Raw genomic sequence first — 13336 nt, 5'->3', positions numbered from 1 at the left:
AAACTATGCCGAATGGAATGGGGCTGCCGTGCACGCCATCGACGCGTACCAGCGTGACAACGGCGTGCCATACCAAATCCGTTCGGCATAGTTCGGCGGGCGGCATAAACCTGTCTATGCCGCGCGCGGCATAGACAGGTCTCGATTAACGAAGCCAGAACTGCCCAATTCTCGGCGCCCTCGTCGCAACCGGCAAAAAGGGAGTTCTTGGCGTTGAGCTTGATCGGCCGCATCGCACGCTCGACAGCATTCGTGTCCATCTCGATGCGCCCGTCATCAAGGTAGAGCGTCAGGCCGTCCCAATGACGCAGCGCATAGCGCAAAGCCTTCGCCGTGTCGCTCTTCTGCGCAAGGTGATCAAGCGTTGCCTCAAACCACTGCTTCAAGGCTGCAGCCAGAGGCTGGGCATGCGCCTGCCTGCCGGTGCGGCGTTCGGCATCAGATCGGCCGCGGAGTGCCTTCTCGACCGCGTAAAGCTGGGCGATGCGCTCGAGAGCCTCGCGGGCAACTGGAGCCGGCGCCGGAGCAGCCTCGCGCTCGATCTTCACAAACTGGCGCCTCAGATGCGACCAGCAGAAGGCGAGCGTCCCCGACAAGGCGTCCGCACGCGTCTCTCGGGTCATAGTCTTGTAAGCCTGATAGCCGTCGCAGTGGATGATGCCGCGAAAGCCCTCAAGCAGCTGCAAGCCATGAACGGCCCCACGGCCCGGTGCATAGGCGTAAACCACGCCAGGTGGGTCAGGTCCGGCCCAGGGCCTGTCATCGCGTGACAGCGCCCAGAAGTAGCCGGTTTTGGTCCTGCCGCGCCCCGGATCCAGCACCGGTGCGGGGGTCTCGTCGACACAGAGCTTCGAAGAGGCGAGCAGAAGCTGGCGCAGACGATGCACAAGGGCTTCAATTCCTGGGCGCCATAGCCGACCCAGAAGGCGAGCGTGGAACGATCGATGGCGATACCGTGCGTCGCCAGCATCTGCGCCTGGCGGTAAAGCGGCAAATGCCAATAATACTTGGCATCGATCACATGCGCGACGAGCCGCTCGGTCGGCAGTCCTCCCCTGATCAGTCGCTCGGGAGCAGCGTGCTGGAGGACGACGCCGTGACAGGCGCGGCAGGCCAGTTTGGGGCGGCGGGTGACGATGACGCGATACTGCGCCGGTACGACGTCCAGCCTCTGGCTCTCATCGCGGCCAATCTCAACGAGATCGCCTTGGCAGGACGGGCAGCAGGTTGCAGCCGGCATCAGCGTTTCGACGATGCGTGGCAAATGCTCCGGCAGCTTGCCACGATTGGCCCTGCGCTTGGCAGCTCTCTTCTCGCATGTTTTTGGATTGGCGCGGTCCTCGGCTGCTTCGAGAGCCGCAACGGCCTGATCGATATCCTCCAGAACAAGCTGGAGCTGATCAGCGTCAAGCTTTTCCGACGATCGACCGAACTGCGCATCTTTTGCAAGCTTGAGCAACCGCTCGAGTCTGGCGCAGCGCTCCAGCAGAGCCGCGGCAAACGCACGCAACTCGGCTGGGTCGCTCGGCAGTTGATCAGGCAAATCATTCATTGGCACGAGTCTGCCATGCTTCGCGCCTCGATGCAGCGAAGATTTTATCTCCTACGCAAGCGCTTTCGGCTGCGGGATTCGAGGCGCATGCATGCGTGTCCAATCCATGCCGGCCAGAAGCGCGGACAACTGCGCGGCGTTCATTCGCATGACGCCGTCAACGACCGGCGGCCACTTGAAGGCGCTGCCCTCAAGCCGCTTCCAATACAGCACGAGGCCACTACCATCCCAGGCAACAATCTTCACCCGATCAGCGCGCTTCGCACGGAAGACCACCGCCACGCCCTTCATCGGATCGTGGCCCAGCGTCTCCTTCGCCAACAGCGCCAGGCCATCTGCGCCCTTCCTGAAGTCTACAGGTCGGGTCGCAACATAAATCATGAGGCCAGCGGGAGCCGTCAGCATGAACGTGTCCGGCGCAACGCAACAAACACATCACTCAACACGGCAAGGCCAGGCGTCCCTCGCACCTCAACTCGTGCCCCATGGAGCTCAACCGTCACAACGGCTGCTTCCGGCGACCCGGAGGGAGCTGCAGCCACCGATGGCGACGATTCCGACACCAACGGCACAAACGACAGTGCTCCCCCCGCAGCTGGCAGCACCAGTTGACCTGAACGCGCCCGGCGCCGCCAGTCATGCACCTGCTGGGGCCGGCAGCCATGGCGACGTGCGACATCTGTTACGATCGCGCCAGGCTCGAGACTGTCCGCGACGATCTGCGCCTTCAAATCATCTGGCCACTGTTTCCGGCCGCCGCCGGCGTACACTTCTATGCGCGGTGACAATGGTCGTCTTATGTCGTCCGAATGGTCGTCCATTGTGAGCACCCTTGCAGAAGATGACTCTTGTAACGGCGCTCATAGGTCTACGCACAAACAATCTGATGGGCCTCGCAGCCCCGCTTACAATCAAGTCGCAAAAGGCCACCGCTGAAGGGATAGAAAAAGACATCCGGACCCTCTCCCTGTCTCGCCGCAGGGTGGGTTATGAGCGGGCCATTTACCTGATCTACGGTCACGGCAATCTTGAGCGGATCTTTCAACGGATCAATCGTCTGGCAGCCGAGGTCCCGGAGCTCCCAACCATTGAAGTGTGGGCGCACCACGTGCAGGGTCGCCCCGCCGTGCATCTGTTCGATCTGGATCGCCCATGATCCGCGACTTCCAGGCGGCCGTGATTGGTCCGCAAGTGCTGCTTCGGACAGGATGTGCCCGCGCGTCGAGCCTCAGTTGTTTCTTTCCGAGGCAATGAACGTTTTGATTTCGTCTGTCAGCCGAAACCATTCGCGATTATAGCGCGCCGCTTCGAATCGCGTGTGAAGCTCGCCTTCAAGTGTCCGTGTGCCTGGGATCGCCAGGTGAATTGTAGGCTCGACGTGCGAAGCTGTCCGTAGGGATTTCAATCGGTGATCGAGGCGGGTGGTAAATCCGATCTTTACGAATTCCGGATTGTCGGTACTGATCAAGTAGACCACCGGTCCGGAAGACTTCACCGTGCTATTGTAGATATTGTTGATGACGCGTCGGCACTGGCGACGCACGTCTTCATCGAAGCAATCAGTCCGGGCTGGCCGTTCCTTTGGATATCCGAACGCCTCGCGCGCCGCTACCGTCGCCTCATGAGTCTTTGATTGCGAAGGGCTGCTCGGAACATTTGCCTGCGCCTCTCGCAGTGATTTGACCGTGGACACGACATCATCGATCGAATTGATGGCTCGCTGCTTTAGCAGCTTGTCGTCGAATTCCTCGGTGCGGTCACCGTCTTCGGACTCTTCCAAGAGCTCCATCTCCATTTCACTGGGGTCAAAACGTTCCCACAGCCACCGACGCGCCGCTTCTTTTTTCGCTTTCGCCAGCAACTTCTTTGCTGCCGTCCGCGGCATATGGCGCAGATCGTCGTCGTCGCACAGGATAATCCAATCCTCTGGCAACGTGAACGGAGCACCAAGGCCCATCAAGGTATCAGCTAAAGCCTCAACCGCTTCATCTCTTTCGAGCATTTCCTACTCCATGGATGCGGGGCCACGAGATGGCTAGCGAGCGCTTATGGGTACTCCAATTCGGACAGCTCGACGATCTTTGCCAATCCTCTTTGCTGGGGACAACATCCGGTAGGTTGCGGGTATCTGAAATTAGTAGTGCAGGCCCCTGCTCACCATCACGCGCCGGATGTTGTCGAGGCTGGTCAAGGCGTTCAACCGCCCGATAGTGCCAGGCTCAAAGCTGGAGAGGGCGCCTTCGATCCTGCTGGCGAAGTCGCACAGTTCCTCCCGTGTCAGGTGCATCAGTTCAGAGATCGTCCAGGGCTGCATCTTGTCCTCCATCGTTTGACCGCGCCGATCGTGGCTCTTGAAGGAGGACGTTGCGTCGGAGGAGAGCGGTGAACACATTCATTCGCTACGAGTGGCGGGTGGCCAGGGATTCCAAGGCGCTTTTGCGCATCAAGTTATACTCGAGTAGCGCGCCAACCCCCCTACTGGATAGACCCAGACGATACCAGCGGGAGCAAAACGATAAATTGTAAGCAGGTTTCTAACTCGATCCTCGTGGCGGGATTTTCGCCGCAATCCGACCTGGGCGACGGCGCGGCAGCTACGGGGGATCGGACCTACATTCTTCGTCTAAACGGTGTCTCCCCCGGACGCTGGCGCCTCGGACTCGTCTATTTTGATCGTCTGGGGAGCGAGCTTTCGAAACCTCCAACTCCAATCGAAGTATCTCTCGTTCGGATTAGTTCGGAGACGGCAGGAGGCTCGAAGGCGGGAGGATTATCCCTGCGCAAGATAGCCCCGGCGCCTCCGCCTCGCCTCTTCCTGACAACCAGAAAGTAACTCTCCAATACGCGGACGAACTTCTATCGCCCGTGATCAAAGAACGCGGAACGCGAGAAAATCTCTGCAACAAAGGATGATACGATTTAAACGTCGCAGCCGAGGCGCGGCGGCCATTTACTAACGCTCGAATGGTTCGAAACCGGAGAACCCAGCTCTACGTGATCGGTCCTGGACCCCGGAAACATTCCTCGGCCAGCCCAGTCGCTTTCCTGGGCACAAAAGGGGGACTTAGAATAGCAAGAGCGTCTGTAGGGCAATCCAGCAATTCCGCTAGCACAGAAGTCGACTACTATCGTGGTGAACAGTTGCTGGAGCCGATGAACATGCATGGGGCGCCGCGATCTCGACCCACTCGTTGGCTCTTGAGTGGGCTATGAGTGACGCAGAATGTCGTCTGGTGCCATATCAGCATGGAGAGTCGGCAAGATTATCAAGCTTTTGGAGGCTGCGCCTCCTTCTTTTGATCGGTCTGAACCGGAACGCAAGTCGGGTTGTCTTTCAACAGTAGCGGTAGCAGGCGCTCTTCAAAAATGAGCTTGTTGATGACAAGCGGCTCGCTGTTGAACGCCTTCTTGAACTTTATGTGCACCCCAAAGAGCTGAGATTTGTTCTTATCCAGGGTGTCACTGGCACCAGCTTTCGCTGCGACAACCATTACCGCGGAATCGATAGCTGGGTCGTACACCGGCAAAGCCGGCGCCATGGCTTGCTTCGTTCGCTGTACGCAAAGCCAGCGCAGGAGCCCCGCAGTCCGAAATGACGCGAGAAGGTCTTCCCGCTTGAATGAAGCGCCGGTGTCGTTCGCGCCCGCCTTCGGAGCCAGTAGCGCCAGTGCCTTATAGTCCGTCGTCGTGTCTTCGATGCGAACATCGGGCGCAAAGTATTCGGTTAACTTACTAAGCTGCTCTCCGCGAAGTCCTCGGCTTTGCAAATGCCGATCAAGTTGATCCAAAAATGAATCCATATCGGATGCAAGCGTCGGTCTGTCGTGCGGTTGATCCGATTGAATGGGGTGGGTCAAGTTCTTGATATCATCCGAAGTCACAAGAAAGTCGTCAGCTATTTTTCCGACTTTATTGATGATCCCCAATGTGGCCTTGGCAATCTGAAGACCCATGCATTGGGCGATCTTTTGGTGGGCGGTGAAGGACACCAGCAAGCGGCGATAGAGCAGGAATGCAACGTCGCGATCATCGGTAATGCCGGCTGTATAGTAAACTTGCGTCTGCTGCGAGCATTGCGAGCGCATATTGGCCTCATCCCCAGTAAGGGTGATCCCGACATTCGCTGCGGAGGCGTTGTAGGCGGCCAAAAACTTGGTGTGCCCGTCCATAACCAGGCTGACTACTGGCTGGACATAGAGCTGTAGGGACGAGACGACGGTACCGCCGCTGTCATATGTCACGATCCAATTATTCCCGATCCGCAGGTCGCCTGTATCGGTTTGAGTTGCCGGGTTGTCCACGCTGAACAGCTTCCGAAAGCCATCGTAGTCCTGAAGAATTTGGGCACTAGCAGTAACGCTGCTACCGAACTCAGTCGGCGTTGCCGCGCGAAAGAGTGCGTACACGGAGCTGACGGTGGTCTTTGCAAGCGTCGCTACTTTCGAGACTATGTCGCCAAACTGGTTTGTGGTGTTGATCCCGACCTGCGCATCGATCCGGAAATTTTCCGAGCCGCTAATGAAGAATTGTCCACGGCAGCCGATGCTTCTGTCGTCCGTACCTCGTATTGGCGTGATCGCAAATGTCATCGCGTTTGTGCTGAAAACTAGATTGCCGTTCGCCGATCCTGCGGGAGCGTTCGCTCCGCTCCCCGTCGCCCCGGTAGTAGTCGGTGCGTTCGCAGGACTTGTCGAATATACGGAGACGTTCTCGTTGACTGTCCCCTTGCTCCAACCAGCGTCCCAAAGCCCAAGCGCCTTCTGAACTACGCCGAATTGGTGGGACGTATCGATCTTGCACTGGTAATCGACCGAGTAAAGTCGAGAGATCTGCAGGTCACCGCCTGAACCGGAGATGACCTTGACGAGCTTGTCGGCCGCTGCGGCTGGGCTTGTAAGGCAGAGAAAAACAATGATCGATTTGAAATTCACGAGAATCCTTCCTCCCCCAAAAGGAAATCAGTCAAAAATGGCATGTCCAGAAGTCGCGCGCAATCAAAGATTGAGTTGTTGCAAAGCGGCAGCGCGGTTGCGGTGATAGTGCGTGTAAAGCTCCGAGGCCGCCGTGCAACCAGATATTGCGTGGCGTCGTCAGATGTGTTTGTCTAATCCTCCAGATCTTTGGTGGGGGGCGCCAAATGGGCGTCAGATCGAGACTTGCAGTCCTGCTTCGTACCCTTCTTGCCCCGGCCGCAGGAGCAGTAGTCATCTTTTGGCTCGCCCTGGTTGCCATTCCTGCGCACGCGCAAATCCGGATTCAAGATGTACCGCTGGATCTTGGTCTCGCGGCCGAAACAAAGCTTCGCCCCTTCGGCACATTTGAAACGGCCACGACCACAGCTTCATTTGCGGTTCGCAACGTTCAGGCCTCGATCGACGGCACGCTTCCAAGTTTAAACTCAGGCATGGCTTGTGGCAGCGCAAACCGCACCCAGGTAAGTTTCAAGAGTATTTCGCTTCAGCAATCATATGCGGAGAATGCGCCGTTGGTGATCAATGCAGAGGCACACATTCGCGACTGCCATTCTGTCCCACTCTACGAAGGCAATATTGCCGTTTCGATACCCGTCACCCTGTCCCACACGGCTCAAGCGGTTACCTTGCAGGCGGGCGCCTTCGATGTGGTGCCGAGCGGCTTTACTTTCGTGGGTTTTGTGCCTGCACCAAACCCCTATCTCGCGAGCAAGACTCGTTCGCTCGTTTCTCCGAAGATCGCGAATCTGCTCGCCATCATCAACGCTCAAATCCGCCGAGGCGTGACTTCCGTGAAGCATTTGATGTCGAACTATTCGGTTGCCATACAGTCGGCCAAAATTGGCACTCAAAATGGAGACTTGGTTCTAAACTTGCAGTTGACCGGCCAAGTACCCTTGACGAGTGCCAATAAATGGCTGCGGAGCGCCTTGTAGTTTCCTAAGCATCAGCCGGGCTCTTGCTTGGTTGAACTACGTCCACGCAGGCCGTAGTTCTGGATGCGCCTCGATCAGATTCGAAAGATCCCGAAGCTAAGATCCCCAAGCGCTAGGTCGCTCTGATCGCGTTAACTAAACGGGCCTTACATAGGCGGCCAAATAATGAATGCCGACCTTTCGGTCCTTCTTGGGGTTGATCGGTATCTGGGCGACGGCAATCTTGCTCTTGCGAAAACCGGCACCACAATTTGTCTCGGACTCCCCAAACTGGTTTCCGCCAAGGACGCTCAAGGTGTCTCCTCTGCGGGAAACAAACAAGCCGACGTGACCATGAGCGCGATCGCCGACATCGCCAAACACGCAAATGTCTCCCTGCTGTGGGTCAGTAACAGGCTTTCCATAGCGGAGATAGCTTTGCGATGAAGCTGGGTCGGATGGGATACGCTTTCCAGTGCGCTTCAGGCACCAGGAAAGCGTTGCTGCGCACCACGGCGTGCAATCGCCAGGGTAAGGGGTGTTCTTGTAGCCGATGTCATGGAAGAAGCGCACGATTAGCGGGTTTGCAAATGTCTTCCAACGCATGTTAAAGAGTTCACCGGTCGAGCCGACCTCAGTTATTCGCGACAATTCGTCCATCGCTGAATAGCAATCGTTTCCTTTCAATGAATCAACAATAGCGTTGGCTGCCTTGATATCCTCCGGCCGGACAGGGTAGCGGCCACGGAGCCGTGGCGAGAAGTAGTCTGTAAAAGAATACTCGCGATATTCGAGACGATCATCATCCGCCATCACAGGCGATGCGAAGAGGGTGCTCGCTACACCGGTCAGAAACGTCCTGCGTGCTATTCTCACCTTAGACTCCTTTGGATGAACGATTGTGGAGATTGCTACAATTGAAAGGATGGTCAGTGCTTGGCGGACACGAGCTTGTCGATCCAATCGCGATAGGGGAGTACTCGCGTGTAAACCCCGAACTTCTTTGGCTGCCCGCAGTCATCACCAAAGCTAACGATACCAACTAGGAGCGGCTTCGTCCCCACAAAAGCAACTGCCGGGCCTCCGCTATCGTAGGTGCAGGCGTCAGCCCCGCCCCCCATTTCACCAGCGCAGAACATGACGGATCTGATGGTCTTGTTGTACGATTCCGGTCCATTGCAGGTCTTATTCGTTTGATACGGCAGACTTACTTCTCTTAGCGTATTGCTCTTTCGGTTCTCGACCGTATCGGTAACGCCCCAACCCGAGACGAGGATCTTGGAATCCGGCCGAAGTGCCGACCCACTGGACGATGAGTCGGCGACGGCCAGCGTGCTCACTGCAAGTCCGTCAGCACGGATCAGTGCAATGTCTCCGACAAGGCTTTGTTCGTCATATCTGGGATAGGGGACTACTTGCGAGATCTTGTAGCGCTGACCCCCATTGTCCAAGGCGACGGATCCCGCGTAGATCTGGATATCAGTCGAAGCCAGCCCCACGACACAATGCGCGGCAGTCAAGATCCAGCCAGAGCCGAGGTGAGTTCCCCCGCAGAATTGCGCGTAGAATGTCTCCGGTATGTCGGCTCTCAGAATGGCGACCTGCCACTGATGTGAGTCAGGTGCGACGTCGCTTCCCTGCAAAATCTTAATTGAATCACGATCCTTCGCCATCCAATGGCGCATTGCCGCTTCATACTCGCGTGGGGCAGCCACAACGGATGACGACCAGAGGCCTAGGATGATAAAAATCGCCGTGCTTACTTGGATGTGCTTTCCGACTGTCGAAGCCATTGCAATGCCCGGTAGGTAAGGGGACTATTTCCATACTTCTTGACGAATTTCCGCATTGAGGCATCTGAAGGAGCTCGTGTCGCTTCCTTCCAGTCTTCTCGCATGCGGGCTAGTACGGCATCGGAATAGTTTAGAAAAATCGCTCGGCTCATATCGAGCGAAACGTCTGGGTGGAAACTCGGCATAACCCGCTGCATTTCATCCTGAACGGATTCCAATTGTTCGATGATGTTCTCGTCATCGCCCAGGAAATGGCTGAGCGTCTTGGTATATGGACTGTTTGGATCGCCATTATTGCCGCTAGCCACCGGAACGCCGAATTTGTTCGCGAAGCCGAACAAATACTCTCTAGGCTTTGGAACGACTGGGCGGCGAAAAGAACCAAGACCAACATCTGACGAAGCCTGTCCGTCACTTGGGTCGTCTGGGACCGCGGCATTGACGGCCATCTTGCGATCGAGAGCGAGGTCCGAGCGGCAAGCGTCCAAAAGACCGATCAGCGCGCTTTCCTCGGCCAATTGATCGATCATGAATTCTATGGCCGCGCTCTCATATGTCGGGTCTTTTGCGCGGGTCTTGCCGGCATCAACGCCCGCAATGAATTGACGTCCAGACAAAACAAAGCCGTGACCGGAGAAGTAGACGACGGCTACGGGCCGTACGTCCTGACTAGCGCTCTGTTCGGCCCGCTTCTTGAGATCCTGAACTTCCCTGACGATATCGTCGTAACCCGCGTTTGTTCTCACGATGACATCGAAGTGAAGAGCTCTAAGCTGCTTGGCGATTAAATCCGCGTCGTTAACGGCTGGGGATACTCCCGGATAGGATCGATAATCTCGATTTCCAATGACCAATGCATATTTGGGGACTGAAACCTCGGCCGCGTCGACAAGCGATTGAGCGTTTACTCCTGACACCAAGAACAGCATGATCAGCTGAAGCAATGTCTGTCTGAGCAACTGAGCCGACATCGAAGCCTCTATTGAAATACCGCCATCAATTGCCGTTCAGTCAGTGGGACCACGATGAAGCGGCCATCAGCGCCATTCGGTCCCGACGCCACGAGGTCCTGATTATCGCCAGCCCGCACGCCGTCGTTGCCCCTCCGACCGCTTGGTCTGCAGAATGGCAATTGGGCCTCTCCCTCAGGTCCGCCGGCTCCTGGGTCGCCACCCTTACCACCTTTACCTGCAGGACCGGGATCGCCACCTTGTGCTCGAAGTCGAATGAGTTTGACGTCGTCCTCTCGCAGTCCGGCCAGAAGCAAATCGCCGCCTGCACCACCGGCCCCGCCCGGGCCGCCCGGGCCGCCCGGGCCGCCATTGCCCCCGTCTCCTCCTCGTCCTGGTCCTGCCTTGCAGTCAAAAACGCTCTGACTTGCCGGGCTACCCTTAGCCCCGTCGCCTCCGCGGCCTCCGTCCTGTCCTCGGCCCCCGGGACCGCCTTGCTCTCCCGCCAGGTCCACCGAAAGTGTTGCACCGCTGGCCGCCTTAATGGCCTTTGCAAACAGGACGATCGATGGAGCAGCACGACCGGGATATCCGACATTCCCCTGCTGACCCGGGGCACCAGACGCTCCGGGACTGCCGTCACCACGGCCGAAAGCCCCGTCAGGCGCTCTGAGGCGATCGGGCGGCACCTCCTTAATCGTACGTCGCGACCACGTTATTCTTGCGGAGCCATTCAGTTCGATCGTTTCGGCGACGATAAATATGGGACCTGCCGTTACAGCCGCATCCGAGATAGTCAGGACGGAGTCGCCCGCAAAGCTTACCGTGCGGGCGGCAATGACGCCTTGTTCGAACACCATAGTCTTTTCGATCTTGTATTGGTCGGAACTGAACCTCCAAATGTCAGAGGCCTGTTTGAGCTGGGAGAAAACCTCAGCTGCTTGCCTGATCTCAGGCGTTGCTTGCTCCGCTGCAAATGCTGAGAAATTGCCCTCGACCAGTGCGCAACAGAGGGCGGCAGCGAGCGCGAAAAGACCGCCGTGCGGGATCGTCGTGAACTTCGTCAATGGAGACTCCAACAGCTAGATAATGGCGCTATCTGCAAGACGCATATTCCGCAACAGCTTGACAGGTTTATCCGCCCTTGTTGAGGGGCGCCTGCCTGGAGCACGCCCTCAATCTCTTCAGTATGTCGCCAGTGCCACCATTCCACTTTTGCAACTCCGATGTACCGGCCATCTGGATCGCTTGATGGGTGAATCGAAGCCCTACAGTATCCTCTGTGTTTCCGAGGAGCAGGATGGTCACGTCCATTTTCCTATCCCAAGAGTTCAAGTCTCGGTTTGATGCCACGGGCGTCAAGCTTCCAGATCTCAAGAGCTGGATCAAAGCGACAGACGCTTCCCCGAAGCTTTGGGTCGGTCCAGAGTCGCCAATCACGGCAAATATCAGTCGCTCCTTCCCGCCTATGAGAGCATAGGCCGCGACCAGGTCGCCAGGCCTGATCTGACCAAACGGACTGCCGGGCAGGACGAAGAATGGGACAGTCGAAGCATCCAGCCACGATTGAGGTAGACATTCGGGCGGGGCTATCTGGTCAGCATCTTCGATGTCCACGCCCACGACATTCTGCTTATGTCTGAGGGCAGTTGCCGCAACAAAATAGCCGGCAAAGCGGGATGTTGCTTTGCGTATGCAGGGCAGCTTGTTAGCGGTCGAGGGGATTATGTCCCGCTTGAAGAACGTCCGCGCTCCTCGTTCTGCGTCATAAAATCCGTAATAGGCAGTTTTCAAACTCTCCGGCATGGCGCCAACTTCGATTGGCTTTGCGATGCCATCGCGAATTCGGGGCCATAAGCCGGGCCAAACCTTCCGGAGGTCTTTGCCCTTGAGTTCCTGTGCGGGGTCCAGCACATGGACGCCGGCATCGCCGAACGTATCAATAGCGCAAGGCCGGTCAGATACGTAGCCACCGGCAGGACCAGGTGTAAGCTTGCATGATTTGTCAGCAAACGGGTCTTCGGGATGGTATGCACGCGGACTGCCATCTGCGTCCACGTGCAACGCTTCTGTACGCGCAATCAAATATTTTGGCTTGGTGGGAAGCCCTGAGGTTTGTGGATCGAGTAGGATTGCGAACTCGTTCTTTACGGTTCCATTTTTTCCAACCAGCTTCATTTGAAAGTGCTGCATTGCGCAAGCCTGGTCAGTGGGGACACCAGCGCCAAAGGCTGGGCCGCCGCGCCGAGCGACGAAGACGCTCAAATTCGAATCGAACGACTTCAATCTAATGGACGGCCAAAACGTCGCTGACGGAATCTCGTCGGCCTCTGCAATCGCTCTTGCAAGCGACTCTAAATCGCGGCCTTCGGACCCGTCCGAGGCGAACGCGGGTTCAAAACTCTGGACAAAGGCGAGCACCAAAACTATGGCGCTTCGTGTCGCCAAATGCTTCATCAGTGGACGTCCACAAAAACAGATTGTCAAAATGATCGCGCTGGCAATTATGCTGTCATATGCCGGGAGCTTGGCGGCCATCTTAAGACTTTGAAATTGCATTGCAAGTCCCGCGCAGCCATTAGTTGGGTCGTGTCCCCGGTGGTGGTGTAGCTCGGTAGAGCAAAGCCGCCCGGACGCGCGCCCTCAAATAGCGCCGTAGCGGGGCGGCTTTGCGGTGGTCACCGGCAGTTCTCCGGTAGGATCGGGTTGCGACACGCCAACGCAACCGCGGAACCACCGATGACCGATGATATGATCAACCTGCGCACGCTCGTGGAGAAGACCTCTGACGCCGATCTCTTGCGCAAGATGATCGGCTTTGCTGCCCAAAGGCTGATGGAGCTCGAGGTCGAAAGCCAGACCGGGGCGGCTTACGGCGAGAAGAGCCCTGAGCGTCTGGCCCAGCGCAACGGCTACCGCGACCGGACCTGGGAGACCCGCGCCGGTGCGGTCGAGCTGCGCATTCCCAAGCTGCGCAAGGGCCGCAGCACCTACAGCGGCACCAAGGCTGCGCTCCGGTCATTCGCCCGGACGTGGACCAGCGAATTCAAGGATCGAAGGATCAGTGCGGCGCGGCGATCAGGATGGAAGTGCAGCGTCAATCAGGATGAGAGAGCTTCGCCGGGCTCGTGACGTAGGGAGGGCGTAGCCCGAC

12 protein-coding genes and 2 pseudogenes are annotated in these 13336 nt (G+C 57.3%); 3 read left to right on the top strand and 11 right to left on the bottom strand.

All coding sequences use genetic code 11. The features are described 5' to 3' along the window. The 3 genes and pseudogenes from tnpC to tnpA form a co-directional block, all read right to left on the bottom strand. Positions 1-1552: pseudogene (gene tnpC / locus AC0L2O_RS35280) on the bottom strand (IS66 family transposase); the annotation flags it as partial. A gap of 51 nt (positions 1553-1603) precedes the next feature. Beyond that, the gene (gene tnpB, locus AC0L2O_RS35275) at positions 1604-1957 is read right to left on the bottom strand and encodes an IS66 family insertion sequence element accessory protein TnpB (RefSeq protein WP_473373004.1); all 354 of its coding nucleotides are present in this window, start codon (positions 1955-1957) and stop codon (positions 1604-1606) included. After that, on the bottom strand, positions 1951-2373 hold the full coding sequence (gene tnpA, locus AC0L2O_RS35270; RefSeq protein WP_200515195.1) for an IS66-like element accessory protein TnpA: 423 nt from the start codon (positions 2371-2373) through the stop codon (positions 1951-1953). Before tnpA ends, tnpB begins: the two co-directional genes overlap by 7 nt. Before the next feature lie 11 nt (positions 2374-2384). Here tnpA and AC0L2O_RS35265 point away from each other — a divergent pair, with 11 nt between their 5' ends. After that, entirely contained in the window at positions 2385-2708 is a 324-nt protein-coding gene (locus AC0L2O_RS35265; RefSeq protein ID WP_473373003.1) for a hypothetical protein, read from the top strand. Positions 2709-2780: 72 nt separating this feature from the next. Here the strand turns inward: AC0L2O_RS35265 and AC0L2O_RS35260 are convergent, their stop codons facing one another. The 3 genes from AC0L2O_RS35260 to AC0L2O_RS35250 all read right to left on the bottom strand — a co-directional run bounded on the left by AC0L2O_RS35260 (position 2781) and on the right by AC0L2O_RS35250 (position 6483). Continuing rightward, positions 2781-3554: a GIY-YIG nuclease family protein gene (locus AC0L2O_RS35260; protein ID WP_473373002.1), complete on the bottom strand. Its 774-nt coding sequence runs from the start codon at positions 3552-3554 to the stop codon at positions 2781-2783. 132 nt (positions 3555-3686) lie between these two features. Beyond that, positions 3687-3866, bottom strand: a complete 180-nt coding sequence (locus AC0L2O_RS35255) for a hypothetical protein (protein WP_473373001.1) — start codon at positions 3864-3866, stop codon at positions 3687-3689. Positions 3867-4818: 952 nt separating this feature from the next. Beyond that, complete coding sequence (locus AC0L2O_RS35250; RefSeq protein ID WP_473373000.1) at positions 4819-6483, bottom strand: hypothetical protein; 1665 nt, start codon at positions 6481-6483, stop codon at positions 4819-4821. Between the two features lie 206 nt (positions 6484-6689). Here AC0L2O_RS35250 and AC0L2O_RS35245 point away from each other — a divergent pair, with 206 nt between their 5' ends. Further along, positions 6690-7460, top strand: coding sequence for a hypothetical protein (locus tag AC0L2O_RS35245; protein WP_473372999.1), 771 nt, complete (start codon positions 6690-6692; stop codon positions 7458-7460). Between the two features lie 135 nt (positions 7461-7595). Here the strand turns inward: AC0L2O_RS35245 and AC0L2O_RS35240 are convergent, their stop codons facing one another. From AC0L2O_RS35240 to AC0L2O_RS35220, 5 genes are all read right to left on the bottom strand, one after another. Further along, entirely contained in the window at positions 7596-8315 is a 720-nt protein-coding gene (locus AC0L2O_RS35240) for a CHAP domain-containing protein (protein ID WP_473372998.1), read from the bottom strand. 53 nt (positions 8316-8368) lie between these two features. Continuing rightward, positions 8369-9112 (bottom strand): S1 family serine peptidase, encoded by a 744-nt coding sequence (locus tag AC0L2O_RS35235; protein ID WP_473372997.1) that lies wholly within the window; start codon positions 9110-9112, stop codon positions 8369-8371. A gap of 86 nt (positions 9113-9198) precedes the next feature. Next, on the bottom strand, positions 9199-10203 hold the full coding sequence (locus tag AC0L2O_RS35230; RefSeq protein WP_369721347.1) for a caspase family protein: 1005 nt from the start codon (positions 10201-10203) through the stop codon (positions 9199-9201). An 8-nt stretch (positions 10204-10211) separates the two neighbouring features. Then, positions 10212-11249 (bottom strand): hypothetical protein, encoded by a 1038-nt coding sequence (locus tag AC0L2O_RS35225; RefSeq protein WP_473372996.1) that lies wholly within the window; start codon positions 11247-11249, stop codon positions 10212-10214. 67 nt (positions 11250-11316) lie between these two features. Next, positions 11317-12720: a hypothetical protein gene (locus AC0L2O_RS35220; RefSeq protein ID WP_473372995.1), complete on the bottom strand. Its 1404-nt coding sequence runs from the start codon at positions 12718-12720 to the stop codon at positions 11317-11319. Positions 12721-12921: 201 nt separating this feature from the next. Between AC0L2O_RS35220 and AC0L2O_RS35215 the strand changes: the two are divergent. Beyond that, positions 12922-13164, top strand: a pseudogene (locus tag AC0L2O_RS35215) (transposase); the annotation flags it as partial. Positions 13165-13336: the final 172 nt, after the last annotated feature.

The organism is Bradyrhizobium sp. Kon10 (genome assembly GCF_055807395.1).
The sequence above is the reverse complement of the archived record's forward strand: the minus strand, read 5'-3'. Positions and strand labels throughout refer to the sequence as shown.

What these genes read in the sequence shown, in the direction of transcription:
- AC0L2O_RS35230 (WP_369721347.1), bottom strand. Translation starts at nt 10,203, where the DNA reads ATGTCGGCTCAGTTGCTCAGACAGACATTGCTTCAGCTGATCATGCTG.
- AC0L2O_RS35260 (WP_473373002.1), bottom strand. Translation starts at nt 3,554, where the DNA reads ATGCTCGAAAGAGATGAAGCGGTTGAGGCTTTAGCTGATACCTTGATG.
- tnpB (WP_473373004.1), bottom strand. Translation starts at nt 1,957, where the DNA reads ATGCTGACGGCTCCCGCTGGCCTCATGATTTATGTTGCGACCCGACCT.
- AC0L2O_RS35255 (WP_473373001.1), bottom strand. Translation starts at nt 3,866, where the DNA reads ATGCAGCCCTGGACGATCTCTGAACTGATGCACCTGACACGGGAGGAA.
- AC0L2O_RS35245 (WP_473372999.1), top strand. Translation starts at nt 6,690, where the DNA reads ATGGGCGTCAGATCGAGACTTGCAGTCCTGCTTCGTACCCTTCTTGCC.
- tnpA (WP_200515195.1), bottom strand. Translation starts at nt 2,373, where the DNA reads ATGGACGACCATTCGGACGACATAAGACGACCATTGTCACCGCGCATA.
- AC0L2O_RS35235 (WP_473372997.1), bottom strand. Translation starts at nt 9,112, where the DNA reads ATGGCGAAGGATCGTGATTCAATTAAGATTTTGCAGGGAAGCGACGTC.
- AC0L2O_RS35220 (WP_473372995.1), bottom strand. Translation starts at nt 12,720, where the DNA reads ATGGCCGCCAAGCTCCCGGCATATGACAGCATAATTGCCAGCGCGATC.